This is a genomic window from Pseudomonas sp. F3-2, from assembly GCF_038804275.1.
GTDB lineage: Bacteria > Pseudomonadota > Gammaproteobacteria > Pseudomonadales > Pseudomonadaceae > Aquipseudomonas.
Genome location: NZ_CP152388.1, coordinates 5,306,197 through 5,324,088 on the forward strand (window position 1 = coordinate 5,306,197; position 17,892 = coordinate 5,324,088).

Consider the following 17,892-nt stretch of genomic DNA (forward strand, 5'->3'; position numbering starts at 1 on the left):
GCACTCCACCCTCCACATGTGACCAATTCTTAGCAGACGCTTACCGCATTTCCGGCCTACGGACGCGGTTCTTTTGTCCTTCGCAAGTCAGGGTAACGGCTGACAGAAACACCAGTCGTTTCCCCTTCCGCAGTTGAGAGTCCCTTGCCCATTGCGAGTCACATGCTTACTTGACCGGTTTATCGCCATACCAACGTGGCGTGTAGACCCATTGCGAACCATCGGCGCGGGGAAACACGCTCGTGGTCGATGAACCCACCAGCACCATCGTGCGCATATCGACCTGCTCAGGCGTCAGCTCTCCCAAGGTGATGATGCGCAACGTCTGCCCCGGGCGGCCGATGTCTCGGCCCAGCGTGATCGGGGTCTGCGGGCTACGGTGCTGACGCACGATTTCCAGCGCCCGCCCCAGTTGCCAGGGACGCGAACGGGAGATCGGGTTGTAGAACGCCAGTGCGAGATCGGCCTGACAGGCGAGGTCCAGGCGCTTTTCGATGATGTCCCAAGGCTTGAGGTTGTCGGACAGGGACATCACGCAGAAGTCGTGCCCCAGCGGCGCGCCGGCCTGAGCCGCGGTCGCCAGCGAGGCCGATACGCCCGGCAGGATTGCCAGATCGACCGCGTGCCACTCGCTGTTATCGGATTCATGCAGCGCTTCAAGCACGGCCGCCGCCATCGCAAAGACACCGGGATCGCCGGATGAAACGACAACCACAGAACGGCCTTGCGCGGCCAACTCGAAGGCATGCCGGGCGCGCTGCATCTCCTCTCGATTATCCGTGCAATGAAGCACCTGATCGGCGCGAAACGGACCAGCCATGCGCACGTACGTTTCGTAGCCCAGCACGTCATTCGCACGCGCCAGTTCGGCCTTCACGGCAGGGACCATGAACTCAGCAGCGCCCGGGCCGAGGCCGATGACAGCCAGGCGGCCACGGCTACGGCCTATCCGTTGGACATCCAGCGGCTGTGCCGCGACTGCGATCGCGAGCCCTTTCATGGGAGTCAACGGGGGCAACAGCTGCGGCAACGCCTGTTGCGCCATCTCGCTGGCCGACGTCTGCTCCACGAAGCGCAGCGGTACGCCCAGTGCGTGAGCGGCGGCGTGCAGCGCAGCATTCGCCATCTCGCCGCTGTTCGCCACCAGACAGGCCAGCGACTGCAATGCGATGCGCGAATCGTGCAGCGCAGTCTTCACCGCCTCGGCCGGATCGGGCAGCGATCCATCAACGGCGACCACAACGTTGCGCGGATAGATCAGCAGCTCATGAGCTGAGGGGTCGCGCTCGCGGTAACCGACATGAATCGCAAGCTGGGCATGTTCGTCCTCAGGCAGTTGAGCCTGCGCCAGCCAGGGCGCCGCACCCTCGATGCGGACGCTTTCGCCGGACAGCAGATCGCTGACGAATCGCTTGCCCAGTTCCAGATCGCCCAGCGCGTAGCCTGGAGGCGGGTTCAGCAGGCAAGTGCCGAACCGCAGTTCGCCACTGGTGGTAATCGCAGCAGAGGTGTTCAGCGCAGCGGCGATTTCCCGGGCCATGACGTTGACCCCGCCCAGCCCGCCCAACAGCGGCACGACAGCGCTGCCATCTTCAGCGACCGCCAGGACCGGCGGCTCGGCGCCCTTCTCCAGCAAGACCGGCGCAAGCGTGCGGATGACGATGCCTGCCGCGCACAACGCGACGATAGGCGTGTCCTGCTGATACAGCTGCCGCAGCGTTGCGCCGAACTCCGAATAGGTGCGGTCCACGCCGTCGACACGCTCGGCCAGGCCGTGGATCAGCGCGTCCGGATACAGCTGTTGAATTCGCCGCGCTGTGGCCAACGCACCTTTGCCCAACACGACGATTGCCGGCGCCTTGCCGTCAGAGGCGCCCATCAACCTTGCCACCTTTCGCCCGGGACGATGATCAGCGAGAAATAAGGCGACGACATCGGATCGACTTCCGCCAGCGACACGACCTTCTGGTTCGCCATGGTCGCGCGCTCGACATACAGCGCCCGCTCGGCCAGCCCGGTCTCGACCAGCACTTGGCGCACTTTCGGCAGATTGCGGCCCAGCTTCATGATCACCGCCGCATCAGCGTCCACCAGCTTGCGCTTCAGCTCATCGGCCGACAGCACGCCAGAGAGCACGGACAAGCTCTGATTGCGGTACACCAACGGCGCGCCCAATACCGACGCGCCGCCAAGCATCGAGCACACACCGGGAACGACCTCGGCTTCGTATCGCTCGGCCAGCCGGTCGTGCAGGTACATGTAGGAACCGTAGAAGAACGGATCGCCCTCGCAAATGACCGCCACATCGCGACCTGCATCCAGGTGCGCGGCAACGTCCAGGCTGGCGGTGTCGTAGAAATCACTGATGATCTGTTCGTAGGACATCGGTGCAGGCAACGTTTCGGTGGTCACCGGATACACCAGCGGCATGAGCGTCTGCGCGGCCTGCAGGTGGGCCTCGATGATCCCGAAGGCGTTGCCCTTCTTGCCCTTGGCGACGAAGTACGCCACCACCGGCGACTCGCGCAGCAGACGCAGCGCCTTGACGGTGATCAGCTCCGGATCACCCGGCCCGACACCCAGTCCGATCAAACGACCGCGAGCCTGCATCATTCGATCTCCGTCGCGAGGGCGTTGACGGCGGCGGCCGCCATGGCGCTGCCTCCGCGGCGCCCCTGCATGATCACGTAAGGCACGCCGCGACTGTCGGCCGCAAGCATGTCCTTGGACTCGGCCGCGCCGACGAAGCCCACCGGAAAGCCCAGGATGAGTGCAGGTTTCGGCGCACCGGCGTCGATCATCTCCAGCAAATAGAACAGCGCGGTGGGCGCGTTGCCGATCACCACCACCGCGCCCTCCAGATGAGGACGCCACAGCTCCAGCGCCGCCGCCGAGCGGGTGTTGCCCAGCTCACGTGCAAGCTCGGGAACGCTGTCGTTCTTCAGGGTGCAGATCACCTGATTATTGGCCGGCAGCCGCGCGCGAGTGACACCTTCGGCAACCATGTGCGCATCGCACAGAATCGGAGCACCAGCGGCCAAAGCCCTACGCCCCGCCGCACCCGCGCCTGGAGAGAAGCGCAAACCTTCGGCCGCATCGACCATGCCGCAGGCGTGAATCACGCGTACGGCGAGTTTTTCCAGATCGGCCGGGATGTGCTCAAGCCGGGCTTCGGCGCGAATGATCGCGAAGGAGTTGCGATAAATCTCCTGACCGTCGCGAATGTAATCAATCATTGGTGCTGCTCCGTGAGTCGGCGATCAACAACGCGCCAACTGCTTCAATAGTGAGGTCACGCTCACGCAGTTGGCCAAATCCCGGCCGGTCTGCGTGACGAAAATAGAGGTCGTAGCGGCCGTCGGCAACGGCCAGCAAGGTCACCGGCGCGACGTGCGCAGCGGCGCATGAGCGCGTGCATCCGGACAGGTGAATCGCCTGACTGACGCCGTTGCTTTGCAACAAGGCTGCCAGCTTCAGGGCGTCGGCCTTGGTGTCCGCCAGCCCCTTTGCGCACGCCGCCGAGCCTGTGCAAGCGATGAGTTTCGACAGCGGCTCATTGGCGTCGCACAACAGGCCCGCGGCCCGCAGGCCGTCGAGTGCCGACCCTGACAGGTGCGCCGGGACATTGCGCAGCATGACGCTCTGCCACGGCGTCATGGCCAGCGTGCCGTCGCTTAGCTCGACAGACAGCTTCGCTGTGCTGCGCAACATGGACGGCGTCAAACGCCCCAAAGGCACGACGCCGCCCACGGAGGTGAGGCCCGGCTGTAACTGAGGTTGAACGCCGATGTGGGCGTTAGTCTGGGCGGGACGCCGTTGCCAGCCGGTGATAAGCGGGTCGGTATCAAGCGGCTGTGGCAATCGCGCGGCGAGCAGCTCAATGAAACGCGACGCGCCGATGTCCTTGAGCAGATCTCGCATCCGGACCTGGTCGGGACGCGCCTGATCGAGGAACAATTCGAGCACGGCGATGACCATTTCGTGCGCCGAATCGAGCGTCACGGCCGCCAGCGGCGAATGGCTCGCCGGACAACCGGCAAGGCCGAAACCAATGAGCGTCTGGCCGCCAATGACCAGCGCAGACATCCACAGATCGTGCGAATGTTCGAGCATCGCCAAGCCTTCACCGCCATCCAGCGACAACGCAAACTTGGGCGAGAGTTCATGCAGGCGCGGGTGATTTTCCAATGACTGCAAAATGCGAGCGCCCAGTGGCCGGACGTCAAGCACCTGGTGCGGATCGACCCCAGCCATTGGGCTGAGCATCAGATTGCGCACGTCATCGCTGGCAGCATTGCTGGGCCCAAGACCGGCGGCCAGGAGCATCGCAATCAAACTGTCGGCGTCCGTTCCGATGCCGCGAATCTGCAAGTTGGCGCGGTTGGTTGCCTCGATCACCCCGCCTGCAAACCGCTCGGCGGCGTCAGCGACAGCCTGCGCCTGCTCAGCCGAAATCACCCCGCCGGGCAGTTTGATCCGACAGATTCCGCCATCCAGCGCCGGCACGATACGCAACAACCCCGGACAGGCCGAGGGGCGTAGGGGTGCGGCAAGCGGGCGAGCGGACAACGGCTCGGTCAAGGGTTCACCTGATGGGATCGGACTGGGCATCGTGAAACGGATGGTTACAGGGGCCGTATTATGCCTGCTTTGGATGCAGGCATGAAAAGACGGTCTGTCGGATGGGATGTAATCGTGGTGATGAACGCACAGGGTTCGGACATGGCTTCAGGGTTCTGCTGCTCCAAGAGCAACGGACGATAGGGAGGCGCCGTGTGTGACGTCAGCAAACACCGCTCGCCAACCGGCCCGATTACGAAAGTTTCGGAAATCACCCACTTCGGCGTACATAAAGCCTTACGAATCGGGCCAGTCGGCGCGGTATCATGCCGACCTTATTCGCAGGTCCTGTAAAAGGCCCTTCGCATGCATCGGGTTTGAGGGCAATACATGGCGCCGTGGCTGACAGTCGTGGGAATCGGAGAAGACGGCTACAAAGGGTTGGGCAGGAATGCCCGGCACGCGCTGCTGCAGGCGCGTCAGGTGTTTGGCAGCTCGCGCCAGCTCGACCTTCTGCCGCTCTGCATCCAGGCTGAACGTCGCTTGTGGCCCAGTCCTTTTTCCTTGCAGCCTGTGCTGGAGCAGCGCGGCGAGCCGCTGTGCGTCCTGGCCAGCGGCGACCCGATGCTGTTCGGGGTGGGCGTCAGCCTGTCACGCCAGGTGCCCGCGGATGAGATGCGCGTGATTCCCGCGCCTTCTTCCTATTCTCTGGCCGCCGCCCGCCTGGGCTGGGCGTTGCAGGACGTCGTGACGCTGTCGGTCGTCGCCCGGCCACTGGCAGCGCTGAGTGCCCATCTGCATGACGGCGTACGCCTGCTGGTGCTGAGCAATGATGGCCAGAGCCCGGCGACCATTGCCGCGCTGCTGAGCGAACGTGGCTTCGGGCCGAGTCAAATGAGCGTACTGGAGCATCTGGGCGGCGACGCCGAGCGACGCGTTGACGCAATCGCCAGCGAGTGGGGAAACCCCGAAATCGCGGCATTGAATCTGGTAGCGATCGACTGCCGAGCACAACCAGACACCTTGCGTCTTTCGCGAGTGGGCGGCTTGCCGGATGAGGCTTTTCGCCACGACGGCCAGCTTACCAAGCGTGACGTCCGCGCCATCACGCTTGCCCGCCTGGCGCCTGTGCCAGGCGAACTGTTATGGGATGTCGGCGCGGGTTGCGGCTCGATCGGCATCGAATGGATGCGAGCACATCCGGGTTGCCGCGCGATCGCGATCGAGTCCGACGAGGGCCGTCAGCGTCTGATCGAGTACAACCGCGATGCGCTGGGCGTTCCCGGCCTGCAGCTGGTGCGTGGTCGAGCGCCGGACGCACTGCAGGGCCTCGAGCCGCCGGACGCTGTGTTCATCGGTGGAGGCGTCACCCGCGAGGGCGTGCTGGAAGCCTGCTGGCAGCAACTGCGCTCCGGTGGTCGGCTGATCGCCAATGCCGTCACGCTGCAAAGCGAAGCGATGCTCGTCAACTGGCGCGAACGCCACGGCGGCGAGCTGACCCGCATCCACGTGGCGCACGCCAGGCCGTTGGGCGAGTTCGACACCTGGCGTCAGGCGCTGCCTATCACCCTGCTCGAAGCGATCAAGCCCTGATGCGCGAAGAGACCGGCGAGCAACCTGCGCCGCTGCGCAGCGGCCTGACCACGGGAAGCTGCGCCACCGCGACGTCGCTGGCTGCCGCGCAACTGCTGCTGACGGGGCAAGCGCACGACGGCATCGAAATCACACTGCCCAAGGGCAGGCAGGTTCAGATGCGGCTGGAGTTCTGTCGCCTGCTTGCCGATGGCGCCGAAGCCGGAACGATCAAGGACGCCGGTGATGATCCCGATGTCACCCATGGCGCCCTGCTGTCTTCAAGGGTTCGTCTGATACCTGAACCCGGCGTGCGGTTTGTCGCAGGTCCGGGCGTAGGAACTGTCACCCGGCCGGGATTGGTGCTGGGCGTCGGGGAACCGGCGATCAACCCGGTGCCACGCCGAATGATGATTGAACACCTGACGCGCCTGGCGGACGAATCCGGTTATCGCGCAGGCTTCGAGGTCACGGTCAGCGTCGAAAACGGCAGCGAGCTGGCGCTCAAGACCATGAATCCTCGACTGGGAATCCTCGGCGGCCTGTCGATTCTGGGCACCAGTGGCATCGTTCGACCGTTTTCCTGCGCGGCCTATATCGCCTCGATCCATCAAGGCATCGATGTCGCCAAGACCAATGGATATGCGCACATTGCCGCCTGTACCGGCAACGCCAGCGAAGACACCATGCGCCGCGTGTATGCGCTGCCTGACATCGCGCTAATCGAGATGGGCGACTTCGTCGGCGCGGTGCTCAAGCACCTGCGCAAAGTGCCCGTGGACAAACTCAGCCTGTGCGGAGGCTTCGGCAAAATCAGCAAACTGGCTGCCGGGCATATGGACCTGCACAGCCGGCACTCCAGCATCGATCTTGAGCAACTGGCGCAGTGGGCCGCCGATGTCGGGGCTGATCAGGCGCTGCAATTGAACATCCGTGAAGCCAATACCAGCCAACAGGCGCTGGCGATGGCGAGCGCGGCGGGGATCGCGCTGGGCGATGCGGTTTGCCAGCACGCCTTGGCCTTTGCCCGCAGCGTCGTGCCGGCGCAGGTTCAGGTCGAAGTATTCGCCATTGATCGCCAGGGCGGCATCGTCGGCCGCGCCGGAGCTTTCCAGTGAGCGCCGGGGCAGACAAACGCGTGTTATTGCTGGGCGGCGTGACCGAAGCACTCGCCATCGCCCGAACCCTGGGCCCGCGGCACATCTACAGCCTGGCGGGCGTCGGGCGAGTACCGAACGATCTGCAGTGTCAGGTGCGCGTGGGCGGATATGGAGGCGCAGAAGGCCTGGCGCAATTCATCCGCGCCGAGGGGATCAATCTGATTGTCGACGCCACTCATCCTTACGCCGCGCAAATCAGCCGCAACGCCGTGGCCGCTGCCCGGATCGCCGGCATCGCGTGCTGGGCGCTACGCCGCCCCGCCTGGCAGGCGGGCCCTGGCGATGGCTGGCGAGAGGTCGGCGACTGGGCAGAATTAATGACCGCCCTCGCCCCTTTCCAGCGCCCGCTGTTCACCCTCGGCCGCGAACCGTTGCAGCACATCCACGAGATTCCGGAGCATCAATTCTGGACGATGCGGGCGCTCGAAGCCTGCCCTGGCAACGCACGATGCGAAGTGATCGGGGCGCGCGGGCCGTTTCTTCTGGCCGATGAGCGAGATCTGTTTGCGCGTCGCGACATCGACGTGCTCATCAGCAAAAACAGCGGAAGCAGCGCCACCGAACCCAAGCTTGAAGTCGCACGGGAACGCGGCCTGCCAGTGCTGATACTCAAGCGACCGGACTTGCCTGAGGCGGACAGCATGTTTGGGGATGTAGGGGCGTTGCGGGAGGCGTTGCGCGAATTTTCCTGAGTGCCGCCTTCTACCCTTTTGACATCCTCACGGCTAATACGAAAGTTCCGACCTGATCCAGCGGCTGCACCTGACTTCGGGAAAGTATCCTCCAAGATACATTTCCCGTATGATTTTTTTCGAGCGCTCCACCTCATTCTCAAGATGGCTCAGGTCCCTGAAAGACAAGGCCGGACAGCAGCGCATCTTCGCCAGAATAGACGCCGCCACCGAAGGCAATTTTGGTGACTGCCAGCCTGTCGGTGATGGTGTTTTTGAAATGCGCATACATTACGGTCCTGGCTACCGGGTTTATTTGACGCGCCGTGACAAGGTGATCTATCTGCTGTTAATAGGTGGCGATAAATCGAGTCAGGCTCGGGACATCCATCAAGCCAGAGAAATGGCGAAGAGCCTCGGTAAGAGGAAATGAATGTGAAAGAAGAATTCAAACCCTATGACACGGCGGAATATCTAGAGACGCCTGAGGACATGGCGGGGTATCTGGATGCATGTCTGGAAGAAGATTCAGGTGACGGAGCGCTCGTCCGGAAGGCACTTGGCAACATTGCTCGTGCCTATGGGATGACTCAAATCGCCAAGGACAGCGGACTGGGTAGAGAAAGTCTGTACAAAGCCCTCAGCACAAACGGCAATCCAGAGTTCGCCACCATCATGAAAGTGATCAAAGCGTTGGGGCTGAAACTGCATGCATCAACTGCATGAATGGCGGAAGCACTACCCGCGACACAACGCCGCACCCCAGTTTTTTACTTATCAAGACCGTTCAGGCTAAATGGCCGACATGAAAGAACAACAAAAGAACGTCATACGCCTTAAACGTCGCCGAGCTATCGCCTGGATTGCGTGTTTCGCGCTGCTGTTCGGGATGCTGGCGATGCCGATGACGCCGACCATGCCGCGTTCGCAGGGCGAACAATGGGCATGGGGCAGTTTTTGTACCGGCAGCGGCGGCTCCCGTGTGCTCGCTACGCAAATCAGTACCGGCGATCAGCACATGCCTGCCCCTCAGCCCCCCACGATCATGCAGCACTGCGCCTGCTGCTCAGGCTCTCTGACGATGGTCGCGGTCCCGACGGGCATGGGTTTCGGATTGTTTTCACTCGTTGAACCCGTACGCTTCCCGACGGCGGTGGTGGTCTTTCATGCCCCGCCGCGCCTGCAGTGGCCGACGCTCAATCCGCGTGCGTCTCCAAGAGTCTGACCGTTCGCTCGCGCTGTAACCTGCGTACTGAATGAAATGGAGACTGCGTTGTGTTGAAGATATTCACGCTGTTGGCGGCATTGCTGTTGCCGACCTGCTATGCCGAAGCTCATGATTTTACGAAGGGCCCGCTGACGATCGCCTCGCCCTGGTCGATGGAGCTGCCGCCTAATGCGCCCACCGTGGCCGCATACTTCGTGATCAGTAACACCGGTGCGGCCGATCGCCTGACCGGCGTGGACAGCCCGATCGCAGGGTCCGCTCAGTTGCACGAGCACGTGAGCAAGGACGGTCTGATGAAAATGCAGCACGTCGAGACCGTCGAAATCCCGCCCGCAAGTCAGGTCACGTTCGCGCCGATGGCCTACCACGTCATGCTGCTGGATCTCAAAGACCGCTCCAGACTGGTTGACGGTCAGCGCTTCCCGCTGACCCTGCATTTCGAGAAGAGCGGCGATGTGACCGTCGACGTTCAGGTGCAGAAGCAGGCCCCGGATAGCACTGCTGCGACCCACGTCCATTAACGCTTCACCACGCTGGCTCTGAAAACGCTTGAGCACCACACCCGCAGCACGCAACCGAACAGCCAACGCTCCTCGCAGAATGCAGGGCGCGTGGCTGAGCCTGTTTGCGATGCTCATGATCTTCATCGGGCCGCTGATTTCCCAGTCGATGCCGATGGAACATCACACCGGGATGCCCGCCACGATGGAGATGTCGATGCCGTCAGGCATGGACATGCCCGGCGCGATGGAGATGGAGATGGGCGCAAGCGAACACAGCGCACACCAACAGCGCAACGACGCCGCCGCCGATATCGATCATGTCATCTGGGCCAAGTGCGGATACTGCACGCTGCTGTTCAGTTGCCCGGCGCTGACCCAGACGCTGGCCGTCGTCGCACCGGTTCCACCCAGACCCGCCGATTTCTACAACGCCGTTCCGCAACGGGGCCATGCCCAGCGCAATGTCTTCGCGAACGCACGCAGCCGCGCCCCTCCGCTTTCGTCAGTCGCCTGATTCGAACAATCCGCAATCGCTGACCCTTCAGGGCTCGGCGTATTGCGCCGTGTTTATCCCTGACGGGAGCGCTTCACCATGTCCAGAACAAATGTGTCGTTCTACAACCTCGCGTGGCGATGGCATTTTTATGCCGGTCTGTTCGTCGCGCCTTTCATGATCCTGCTGGCGTTGACCGGGATCATTTACCTGTTCAAGCCGCAGCTGGATCCGTTGATGTACGGCGAGCTGCTGACCGTCAAACCCGGTCACCACATGCTGACGGCCGATGATCAGCAGAAGCGGGTCCTTGAAGCCTACCCCGATGCGCCGATCAGCAAGTACCTGCCCCCCGTGAATGCCCAGAGCAGTGCCCAGTTCGTGATCAAGCGCGAGGCGCGTGACGTTAACCTGTTCATCGACCCTTACACCGGCAAGATTCTCGGCACCCAGGATGCCAAGGACAATCTGCAAGCCATCGCCCGCGAGCTGCACGGCGAACTGATGATCGGCACTGTCGGTGATCGGCTGGTGGAGCTCGCAGCGGGCTGGGGGATCGTGCTGGTGGTTTCCGGTCTGTACCTGTGGTGGCCGCGCGGACGCTCGTCGGCCGGCGTGCTGTGGCCACGCGTCTCGGCCCGGGGCCGTGTGCTGTGGAGAGACCTGCACGCAGTAACCGGATTCTGGGGCTCGGTGGCGCTGCTGTTCATGCTCCTCAGTGGCATGACCTGGACCGGCATGTGGGGAAAAATGTACGCCGATGTCTGGAACACCTTCCCGGCCGCCATGTGGAACGAGGTGCCGAAATCTGACAAGCAGGCAGGGGATCTGAACAACGCCAGCGTCCAGACCGTGCCTTGGGCGATGGAAAACACCCCGATGCCGGTTTCTACCGGGGGCGACCATGCCGAACACATGCATCATCACAGTACGTCCAGCGCCCCCGCCGCGCCGACGATCACCTTGCAGCGTATCGTCGACATCGCGCACGAGCGCGCCATTGAGCCGGGCTACAGCATTACAGCGCCGAAAACGGCCGATGGCGTCTTCACCGTTTCCGTCTTTGCCGACGACCCGCGCAACGACGCCACGCTGCATGTGGACCAATACAGCGGCAAGGTACTGGCGGACGTGCGATACACCGATTACAGCGCGGTGTCGAAAGCGACCGAACTGGGCGTCATGCTGCATGAGGGCAAGATGTTCGGCTGGGTGAATCAGGCGATCATTCTGTTCATCTGCCTGATGGTGCTGCTCAGCTCGGTGAGTGGCATCGTCATCTGGTGGAAGCGTCGGCCACAAAACGGGTTCGGTGTTCCGCCGCTGCGCCATGACCTCCCCCGCTGGAAAATCGCGACGATCGTGATGGTGATCCTCGGCGTGGCCTTTCCGCTCGTCGGGATTTCCATGATGGCAATATGGTTGCTCGATCGGATAGCCATTTCGCGCTTTGCCAAAACGGTAACAACAGCTTAGATTGCGTCCTGCGGGGCCTGGAACCTTTTGGGTGGTTTAGTGATGAATTCCTCCTCATTTCCGGTTTCAGGCCCCGCCCTTCTCTTTGCCCGCTCACTGATGCGGCGCGCCTCACGCTCCTGATGCCGTAAAAACCTGTCGACCCGGACAACATCTGCGCACCAGTTCAGCGCACCTTGCGCACCATCCCGCCAGCCAGACCCCAGATTGGTGCGACCGGCGCCGTCTTCGCGACGCTTTCATTCGATTTTGCGACGTTTACACGCTTGGCCCAGCCTTTGCTAAAGCCTAAGCAGACTCAACATCTGCACCGCCAACAGCCGTCATTATTAAAAAATCAAAGAATGGAGCTAGCCAATGAAGCGTCGTAGTTTGCTTAAAGCGTTCACCTTGTCCGCATCGATCGCCGCGATGGGTTTGACCTGGACGGCTCAGGCCGCTGACACCATCAAGGTCGGCATTCTGCATTCTTTGTCCGGCACCATGGCCATCTCCGAAACGTCCCTCAAGGACATGGCGCTGATGACGATCGATGAAATCAACGCAAAAGGTGGCGTCAACGGCAAGAAACTGGAAGCGGTGGTCGTCGACCCTGCGTCCAACTGGCCGCTGTTCGCTGAGAAGGCCCGTCAGTTGATCACTCAGGACAAAGTGTCAGTGGTGTTCGGCTGCTGGACCTCGGTATCGCGTAAATCGGTACTGCCAGTGTTTGAAGAGCTCAATGGCCTGCTGTTCTACCCGGTGCAATACGAAGGTGAAGAGATGTCGCCGAACGTGTTCTACACCGGCGCTGCGCCTAACCAGCAAGCGATTCCTGCGGTCGAGTACCTGATGAGCGAAGACGGCGGCGCAGCCAAGCGCTTCTTCCTGCTGGGCACCGACTACGTCTATCCGCGTACCACGAACAAGATTCTGCGCTCCTTCCTGCACTCCAAAGGCGTGAAGGACAGCGACATCGAAGAGGTCTACACCCCGTTCGGCCACAGCGATTACCAGACCATCGTGGCGAACATCAAGAAGTTCTCCGCAGGCGGCAAAACCGCTGTAATTTCCACCGTCAACGGCGACTCCAACGTACCGTTCTACAAAGAACTGGGTAACCAGGGTCTGAAAGCGACCGATGTTCCGGTGGTTGCGTTCTCCGTGGGTGAAGAAGAACTGCGCGGCGTCGACACCAAGCCTTTGGTGGGCAACCTGGCTGCCTGGAACTACTTCGAATCGGTCAAGAATCCGGTCAACACCAAGTTCGTCGCAGACTGGAAGGCGTACGCCAAAGCCCACAACCTGCCGAACGCTGACAAGGCAGTGACCAACGACCCGATGGAAGCCACTTATGTCGGCATCCATATGTGGGCCCAGGCGGTCGAGAAAGCCAAGTCCACTGACGTCGACAAAGTCCGCGAAGCCATGGCCGGCCAGACCTTCGCAGCGCCGTCGGGCTTCACGTTGACCATGGACAAGACCAACCACCACCTGCACAAGCCGGTGATGATTGGCGAGATCAAATCCGACGGCCAGTTCAACGTCGTCTGGAAGACCAAAGAGCCAATCCGTGCCCAGCCTTGGAGCCCGTTCATTCCAGGCAACGACAAGAAGCCTGACTACGCGGTGAAGAGTAACTGACACATTGTCGGGCCCCGCGCCCGACACCTCCTGTAGGAGCGCGGCTTGTCCCGCGATCTGGCGCGAAGCGGCAGTAAATCCATCACATGCGGTGTATCTCTCACACCGTGTTTGCAGGTTTTACGACGGTTCCCCCGCCGATCACGGGACAAGCCTCGCTCCTACAGAGTTTCCCGCGGCGTCATGTCATGCGGGTGCTTTCAGGACACCGATATGCTCAGATATATCCACCACCTTATCCTCGCGCTGTGCCTGCTGCTGCCCTTGGCAGCCCATGCAAGCGACGCCGGTGACTTTGTCGCGGCCGAATCCTCGCAACGCGCAGAACTGCTGGAAAACTGGGCCGCCAGGCCCGATCCGGCGCGCGTTGAATTATTGATTGCCCTGCAGGAAGGCCGTGTGGCCGCTGACAGCAGCAATCGCGCCTTCATCCAGAATGGCGACACTTTCACGGCGGTCGACCCTAATGCCCCGGCATTGGCCGACGCCCCGAACCCTGACGAACCCGAGACGATCAGCCTGAACAACCGCCTGCGCGGTCTGGTTGAAACCGCGCTGGCTAGTCACCAGTTGCTTGCGGCCGACGCGAAACTGCGTCTGGCCGCAGCGCTGACCCTGCAAAAAACTGCGCGTCCGGCGCAGCTTCCACTGCTGATGCAACAAGTCGCCAGCGAGAAGGATGATGCGGTGCATTCGGCACTGACCCTTGCGCTGGCGAACCTGCAGCTGGTGGACACCAGCCCGACGGTACGCTTGGCCGCAGTGCGCCTGTTGGGTGAAACCGGCGATCCGCTGGCCCGCACGCGGCTGGAAAATCTGCTGGAGCCCAATGTCGAAACCGATCCTACGGTGCGCCTGGCGGCAGAAACCAGTCTGGCCCAAGTGAAGCGCAAACTGATGATCGGCGAGATTCTCGGCCAGGCGTTCAGTGGCATGTCGCTGGGCTCGATTCTGCTGCTCGCAGCACTGGGTCTGGCCATTACGTTCGGTCTGCTGGGCGTGATCAACATGGCTCACGGCGAGATGCTGATGCTTGGGGCCTACGCCACTTACGTCGTGCAGATCATGTTCCAGCGATACGCGCCCGGCGCGATCGAGTTCTATCCGCTGGTGGCGCTGCCGGTCGCGTTCTTCGTGACCGCGTGCATCGGCATGGCGCTGGAGCGCACGGTCATCCGTCACCTGTACGGCCGCCCGCTGGAAACCTTGCTGGCAACGTGGGGCATCAGCCTGATGCTGATTCAGCTGATCCGCGTGGTGTTCGGCGCACAGAACGTTGAGGTGGCGAACCCGGAATGGCTGTCCGGCGGGATTCAAGTGCTGCCGAATCTGGTGCTGCCGTACAACCGGATCATCATTATCGGCTTCGCGCTGTTCGTGGTGCTGCTGACCTGGCTGCTGCTGAACAAGACGCGCCTGGGCCTGAACGTCCGGGCCGTGACCCAGAACCGCAACATGGCCGCCTGCTGCGGCGTGCCAACCGGCCGCATCGACATGATGGCGTTCGGGCTTGGCTCCGGCATCGCAGGTCTGGGCGGCGTGGCCCTGAGCCAGATCGGTAACGTCGGCCCGGATCTCGGCCAGAGTTACATCATCGACTCGTTCCTGGTGGTGGTGCTCGGCGGCGTCGGTCAACTGGCCGGCAGCGTGACGGCGGCCTTCGGCCTGGGCATCGCCAACAAGATTCTCGAACCGCAGATCGGTGCGGTACTGGGCAAGATCCTGATCCTGGCGCTGATCATTCTGTTCATTCAGAAACGTCCGCAAGGCCTCTTCGCACTCAAAGGACGGGTGATCGACTGATGAACCAGCCAATGATGGTCACCGCCGCGCAACGCGCTGGCACCAAAGTCACGATCTCAATGGGCGTGGTCATCCTCGCCCTGCTGATCGCCCTGCCGCTGCTGTCGCTGCTGCCCGAAAGCAACCCGCTGCAAGTCTCGGCCTACACGCTGACGCTGGTGGGCAAGATTCTGTGTTACGCCATCGTTGCCCTCGCGCTGGACCTGGTCTGGGGTTACGCGGGTTTGCTGTCGCTGGGTCACGGGCTGTTTTTCGCGCTGGGCGGCTACGCCATGGGCATGTACCTGATGCGTGAAGCGTCCGGCGACAGTCTGCCGGCGTTCATGACCTTTCTGTCGTGGACCGAACTGCCGTGGTACTGGGTCGGCACTCAGCATTTCCTCTGGGCCATGTGCCTGGTGGTGCTGGCGCCAGGCCTGCTGGCGCTGGTGTTCGGTTTCTTCGCCTTCCGCTCGCGCATCAAGGGCGTGTATTTCTCGATCATGACCCAGGCGCTGACCTTCGCTGGCATGTTGCTGTTCTTCCGCAACGAGACCGGTTTTGGCGGCAACAACGGTTTCACCAACTTCCGTAGCATTCTGGGCTTCAGCATCACTTCCCAAGGCACTCGCGCCGTGTTGTTCCTGCTCACGGTGGCATTGCTGGCGGGCAGTCTGTTCGTGGGCTGGAAGCTGGCGCGCAGCAAGTTCGGCCGCGTGCTGACGGCCGTGCGCGACGCCGAGAACCGCTTGATGTTCTGCGGCTACGACCCGCGTGGCTTCAAGCTGTTCGTCTGGGTTTTGAGCGCGGTGTTGTGCGGCCTGGCGGGCGCGCTTTACGTGCCGCAAGTCGGCATCATCAACCCGAGCGAGATGTCGCCCACCAACTCCATCGAGGCGGCGGTCTGGGTGGCGCTGGGCGGACGCGGCACGTTGATCGGGCCGCTGCTGGGCGCAGGTCTGGTCAATGGCATGAAAAGCTGGTTCACCGTGGCGTTCCCTGAATACTGGCTGTTCTTCCTCGGCGCGCTGTTCATCGTCGTGACGTTGTACCTGCCCAAAGGCGTTATCGGCCTGATCAAGAAAAGGGGCGAGCAATGAAAAGCACTCCGACTCCGGCATTCGATCCGGTGCTGGACCCTAACAGCGACGCCGGCACCAGTCGCGATGCCATCGGGCTGGGTCAGGTCGCAGGCCCGGGCCTGAACACTCGTCACGGCACCATCCTGACGCTGGAGAACATCAGCGTCAGCTTCGATGGCTTCAAAGCGCTCAACGATCTGCATTTGTACATCGGTGTCGGTGAGCTGCGCTGCATCATCGGGCCCAACGGTGCGGGCAAGACCACGCTGATGGACGTGATCACCGGCAAGACGCGCCCAAGCCACGGCACCGCCTGGTTCGGCGAGACGCTGGACCTGACGAAGATGAGCGAGGTGGAAATCGCTCAGGCGGGGATTGGCCGCAAGTTCCAGAAACCGACCGTGTTCGAGGCGCTGAGCGTGTTCGAGAATCTGGAACTGGCGCAGAAAACCGATAAATCGGTGTGGGCCAGTCTGCGGGCAAGGCTCAACGGTGAACAGCGCGATCGCATCAACGAAGTGCTGGAAACCATTCGCCTGACCGCGTCGGTCTCGCGCCCGGCAGGTCTGTTGTCCCACGGCCAGAAGCAGTTTCTGGAGATCGGCATGCTGCTGGTTCAGGACCCGCAGTTGCTGCTGCTCGACGAGCCGGTGGCGGGCATGACCGATGCCGAAACCGAGTTCACCGCCGAGCTGTTCAAGACGCTGGCGGGCAAGCATTCGTTGATGGTCGTCGAGCACGACATGGGCTTTGTCGGCACCATCGCCGACCACGTCACCGTGCTGCACCAGGGCAGCGTGCTGGCCGAGGGGTCGCTTGAAGAAGTGCAGGCCGATGAGCGAGTGATCGAGGTTTATCTCGGCCGGTGAGTGACAACACGGATGATCGTTCCCACGCTCCGCGTGGGAATGCATCCGCTGACGCTCCGCGTCAGAGAGGGGACGCAGAGCGTCCATTGCGGCATTCCCACGCAGAGCGTGGGAACGATCATCAAGTTTCTGGGTAACAAGCCATGCTCCAGATCGAAAAGCTTCACCAGTACTACGGCGGCAGCCACATCCTGCGCGGTCTGTCCTTTGACGTGAAGATCGGTGAGGTCACGTGCCTGCTGGGCCGAAACGGCGTAGGCAAGACCACGCTGCTCAAGGTGTTGATGGGCCTGCTGCCCGCCAAGGAAGGCGTGGTGCAATGGGAAGGCAAGCCGATTACCGGTTTCAAGCCGCATCAGCGCGTGCAGTCGGGCATTGCCTACGTGCCGCAAGGGCGTGAAATCTTCGGTCGCCTGACCGTCGAGGAAAACCTGCTGATGGGTCTGTCGCGCTTCCCCGGCTCCGAAGCCAAGGAAGTCCCGGCGTTCATCTACGAACTGTTTCCAGTGCTCTTGCAGATGAAACAACGCCGTGGCGGCGACCTTTCAGGGGGTCAGCAACAGCAGCTGGCGATTGGTCGCGCATTGGCCAGCCGCCCGCGCTTGCTGATTCTCGATGAGCCCACCGAAGGGATTCAGCCATCGGTCATCAAGGAAATCGGCGCCGTGATCAAGAAGCTGGCTGCCCGGGGCGACATGGCCATTCTGCTGGTCGAACAGTTCTACGACTTCGCCGCTGAGCTGGCCGATCAGTACATCGTCATGTCCCGAGGCGAAATCATTCAGCAAGGCCGCGGCGAAAACATGGAGGCCGAAGGCGTGCGTGGTCTGGTCACCATTTGACGCGCTGATCGGATAAGGTAGACGCCCGCTA

General features: G+C 62.1%; 18 protein-coding genes. 14 read left to right on the forward strand and 4 right to left on the reverse strand.

The genetic code is table 11. The features are described 5' to 3' along the window. Positions 1-166: 166 nt before the first annotated feature. The 4 genes from cobJ to cobG are packed head-to-tail and all read right to left on the reverse strand — an operon-like array spanning position 167 to position 4,581. Complete coding sequence (gene cobJ, locus AAGQ88_RS23765; protein ID WP_342653764.1) at positions 167-1,879, reverse strand: precorrin-3B C(17)-methyltransferase; 1,713 nt, start codon at positions 1,877-1,879, stop codon at positions 167-169. Beyond that, positions 1,879-2,610 (reverse strand): precorrin-2 C(20)-methyltransferase, encoded by a 732-nt coding sequence (locus AAGQ88_RS23770; RefSeq protein WP_342655876.1) that lies wholly within the window; start codon positions 2,608-2,610, stop codon positions 1,879-1,881. The genes cobJ and AAGQ88_RS23770 overlap by 1 nt, the downstream gene beginning before the upstream one ends. Beyond that, a complete protein-coding gene (locus AAGQ88_RS23775; protein WP_342653765.1) occupies positions 2,610-3,236 on the reverse strand; it encodes a precorrin-8X methylmutase in 627 nt (208 codons plus the stop codon). Before AAGQ88_RS23775 ends, AAGQ88_RS23770 begins: the two co-directional genes overlap by 1 nt. Next, positions 3,229-4,581: a precorrin-3B synthase gene (gene cobG, locus AAGQ88_RS23780; protein WP_342653766.1), complete on the reverse strand. Its 1,353-nt coding sequence runs from the start codon at positions 4,579-4,581 to the stop codon at positions 3,229-3,231. The genes AAGQ88_RS23775 and cobG overlap by 8 nt, the downstream gene beginning before the upstream one ends. 369 nt (positions 4,582-4,950) lie before the next feature. Between cobG and cbiE the strand changes: the two genes are divergently transcribed. From cbiE to urtE, 14 genes are all read left to right on the forward strand, one after another. Beyond that, complete coding sequence (gene cbiE, locus AAGQ88_RS23785) at positions 4,951-6,153, forward strand: precorrin-6y C5,15-methyltransferase (decarboxylating) subunit CbiE (RefSeq protein WP_342653767.1); 1,203 nt, start codon at positions 4,951-4,953, stop codon at positions 6,151-6,153. Beyond that, positions 6,153-7,250 (forward strand): cobalt-precorrin-5B (C(1))-methyltransferase, encoded by a 1,098-nt coding sequence (locus AAGQ88_RS23790; protein ID WP_342653768.1) that lies wholly within the window; start codon positions 6,153-6,155, stop codon positions 7,248-7,250. The genes cbiE and AAGQ88_RS23790 overlap by 1 nt, the downstream gene beginning before the upstream one ends. Then, positions 7,247-7,984 carry a cobalt-precorrin-6A reductase gene (locus AAGQ88_RS23795; protein ID WP_342653769.1) on the forward strand — a complete coding sequence of 246 codons (738 nt, stop codon included), beginning with the start codon at positions 7,247-7,249 and terminating at the stop codon, positions 7,982-7,984. The genes AAGQ88_RS23790 and AAGQ88_RS23795 overlap by 4 nt, the downstream gene beginning before the upstream one ends. Positions 7,985-8,093: 109 nt before the next feature. Further along, positions 8,094-8,396: a type II toxin-antitoxin system RelE/ParE family toxin gene (locus AAGQ88_RS23800; protein WP_342653770.1), complete on the forward strand. Its 303-nt coding sequence runs from the start codon at positions 8,094-8,096 to the stop codon at positions 8,394-8,396. Positions 8,397-8,398: 2 nt separating this feature from the next. After that, complete coding sequence (locus tag AAGQ88_RS23805; RefSeq protein WP_342653771.1) at positions 8,399-8,689, forward strand: addiction module antidote protein; 291 nt, start codon at positions 8,399-8,401, stop codon at positions 8,687-8,689. Between the two features lie 70 nt (positions 8,690-8,759). Further along, a complete protein-coding gene (locus tag AAGQ88_RS23810) occupies positions 8,760-9,188 on the forward strand; it encodes a DUF2946 domain-containing protein (RefSeq protein WP_342653772.1) in 429 nt (142 codons plus the stop codon). Between the two features lie 50 nt (positions 9,189-9,238). Next, complete coding sequence (locus AAGQ88_RS23815; protein ID WP_342653773.1) at positions 9,239-9,712, forward strand: copper chaperone PCu(A)C; 474 nt, start codon at positions 9,239-9,241, stop codon at positions 9,710-9,712. Positions 9,713-9,821: 109 nt separating this feature from the next. Next, the gene (locus tag AAGQ88_RS23820) at positions 9,822-10,208 is read left to right on the forward strand and encodes a DUF2946 domain-containing protein (RefSeq protein WP_342655877.1); all 387 of its coding nucleotides are present in this window, start codon (positions 9,822-9,824) and stop codon (positions 10,206-10,208) included. A gap of 78 nt (positions 10,209-10,286) precedes the next feature. Beyond that, positions 10,287-11,663, forward strand: coding sequence for a PepSY domain-containing protein (locus tag AAGQ88_RS23825; protein ID WP_342653774.1), 1,377 nt, complete (start codon positions 10,287-10,289; stop codon positions 11,661-11,663). Positions 11,664-12,020: 357 nt separating this feature from the next. Next, positions 12,021-13,286 (forward strand): urea ABC transporter substrate-binding protein, encoded by a 1,266-nt coding sequence (gene urtA / locus AAGQ88_RS23830; protein WP_093464894.1) that lies wholly within the window; start codon positions 12,021-12,023, stop codon positions 13,284-13,286. Positions 13,287-13,499: 213 nt separating this feature from the next. Continuing rightward, complete coding sequence (gene urtB, locus AAGQ88_RS23835; RefSeq protein WP_342653775.1) at positions 13,500-15,089, forward strand: urea ABC transporter permease subunit UrtB; 1,590 nt, start codon at positions 13,500-13,502, stop codon at positions 15,087-15,089. Further along, on the forward strand, positions 15,089-16,168 hold the full coding sequence (gene urtC, locus AAGQ88_RS23840) for an urea ABC transporter permease subunit UrtC (protein ID WP_342653776.1): 1,080 nt from the start codon (positions 15,089-15,091) through the stop codon (positions 16,166-16,168). The genes urtB and urtC overlap by 1 nt, the downstream gene beginning before the upstream one ends. Beyond that, entirely contained in the window at positions 16,165-17,019 is an 855-nt protein-coding gene (urtD, locus tag AAGQ88_RS23845) for an urea ABC transporter ATP-binding protein UrtD (RefSeq protein ID WP_093464902.1), read from the forward strand. Before urtC ends, urtD begins: the two co-directional genes overlap by 4 nt. Positions 17,020-17,162: 143 nt before the next feature. Then, positions 17,163-17,861 carry an urea ABC transporter ATP-binding subunit UrtE gene (gene urtE / locus AAGQ88_RS23850; RefSeq protein WP_093464905.1) on the forward strand — a complete coding sequence of 233 codons (699 nt, stop codon included), beginning with the start codon at positions 17,163-17,165 and terminating at the stop codon, positions 17,859-17,861. The last annotated feature ends 31 nt before the right edge of the window (positions 17,862-17,892 follow it).